The sequence below is a fragment of the Mycobacterium asiaticum genome, assembly GCF_001668675.1.
Taxonomy (GTDB): Bacteria; Actinomycetota; Actinomycetes; order Mycobacteriales; family Mycobacteriaceae; genus Mycobacterium; species Mycobacterium asiaticum_D.
The window spans coordinates 1-1,969 of record NZ_LZKQ01000102.1; the positions used below are offsets into that span (position 1 = coordinate 1).

A 1,969-nucleotide genomic window follows, 5' to 3' on the forward strand; every position below is an offset into this window, starting at 1 on the left:
CGGTCCCAGCATCGCCACCGTTGCCGCCGCTGACGCCGATATTGCCACTGCCGGTCGAGTTGATGCCGGTGCCGCCGTCGCCGCCGTTGCCAATCGCTCCAGCCATGCCGCCGGCCCCGCCGGACCCACCGGGATCGCCGAGTTGCCCGGCCCGTCCGGCGCCGCCGGCGCCGCCCGAGCCGATGAGCATGCCGCCGTCGCCACCGTTGCCGCCGGCCGCACCGCGGAAGCCGCCGCCACCGCCGACGCCACCGGCCCCGCCGTCGCCGAAGAACATGCCGCCGTTGCCACCGGCGCCCCCGATCCCGCCGGTGCCGACGCCGTCGTTGCTCCCGCCGGCGCCGCCCGTCCCGCCCGCAGCGCCGAGGCTCAGCATGCCCGCGTTGCCACCGTGGCCACCGGCGCCGGCGGTGGTCTGGCCGAATCCCCCGGCACCACCGTTGCCGCCGCCGCCGAACAGGCCGCCATTGCCGCCGGCTCCGCCGGATCCGCTGCTGCCGTTGAGGTTGCTGGCCCCGCCGGCTCCGCCGTCGCCGCCGGCGGAGAACATGCCGCCGTTGCCGCCGGCCCCGCCGGCCCCGCTGGTCTGCCCGAATCCGGCGTCCCCGCCGGTACCGCCGCTGGAGAACATCCCGCCATTGCCGCCGTTGCCGCCGGCCCCGCCCTTGCCCGCGCCCCCGACGCCGGGGGTGAAGGAGACGGCCCCGTCGCCGCCGTTGCCCGCGGCGCCGGCCAGCAGGCCGGCGTTGCCGCCCGCCCCGCCGGTTCCGCCGACGGCGGAGCTGGGTGCCCGGCCGCCGACCCCGCCGGTTCCGCCGGAGCCGAACAGCCCGCCGTCGCCGCCCGCGCCGCCGGTTCCGCCGTTTCCGGTCGTCGATGCGCCGCCCGCGCCACCGGCCCCGCCGGAGCCGAACAGCCCGCCGCCCGCGCCGCCGTGCCCGCCGGTAGCGCCGGCCGATCCGGAGCCACCGATGCCACCGTTGCCGAAGAGCAGTCCGCCATCGCCACCGGCCGCTCCCGTGCCGGCGGCACCGTTGGCGCCGTTCCCGATCAGCGGCCGCCCGGTCGCCGCCTGGATCGGCGCGTTGATCGCGTTGATCGCCTGCTGCTGCGCGGTGTGCAGCGGGTTGGTGCCGACGGGTGCGTTGAAGCCGTCCAGGCCCAACAGCTGTCCACCGATGCCGCCCGTGCCGAGCGTGCCCTTGGTTGCGCCGACACCGCCGTTGCCGCCGTTGCCGCCGTCGCCGATCAGCATGCCGTTGCCGCCGGCCCCGCCCGCGCCGCCGGTACTGCCCGCGGCGGCCTGGCCGGTGCCGCCCGTGCCGCCGTTGCCGCCGTTGCCGATCAGCGCGGACCTGCCGCCGGCGCCGCCGGCGCCACCCAGGGTCGTTCCGGCGTCGCCGCCCGCTCCGCCGGCGCCGCCGTTGCCGGTCAGCCAGCCGCCGGGCGTTCCGTTCTGTCCGGTTCCGGCAGCTCCGTTGGTGCCGTTGCCGATCAGCGGACGCCCGGTGGCCGCCTGCACCTGACCGTTGATTCCGTCGAGCAGGGTCTGCAGCGGCGAAACGTTCGTTGCCTCGGCGGTGGCGTAGTCGGCCCCGCCGGCGCTCAGCGCCTGCATGAAGCCCTGATGGAACGCGGCGGCCTGGGCGCTCAGGGCTTGGTAAGCCTGGCCGTGGCCGGAGAACAGCGCCGCCAGCGCCGCCGACACTTCGTCCTGGGCCGCGGCCAGCAATGACGTGGTCCGAACCGCCGCTGCGGCGTTCGCCGCGCTCAGCGCCGATCCGATGCTGTCCAGGTCCGCTGCGGCCGTGGCCAGCAACTCGGGACCTACTACCAGATACGACATGGCCCAAGGATGGGCAGTTGCGCCGCGTCGAACGTCGGCCATAGGACGTAAATGCCGCGTGCGGGGGGTCGTATCCGTTTTCTCCGGGGTACGCACGAGAAAACCGCGGCGGTGCATCGCACC

At 76.5% G+C, this 1,969-nt stretch carries 2 pseudogenes; both read right to left on the reverse strand.

Annotated elements, in window-relative coordinates:
• Positions 1-994: 994 nt before the first annotated feature.
• Positions 995-1,093 (reverse strand): annotated as a pseudogene (locus A9X01_RS32195) (PE family protein); the annotation flags it as partial.
• A 531-nt stretch (positions 1,094-1,624) separates the two neighbouring features.
• A pseudogene (locus A9X01_RS31275) lies at positions 1,625-1,963 on the reverse strand (PE family protein); the annotation flags it as partial.
• Between the last annotated feature and the right edge of the window lie 6 nt (positions 1,964-1,969).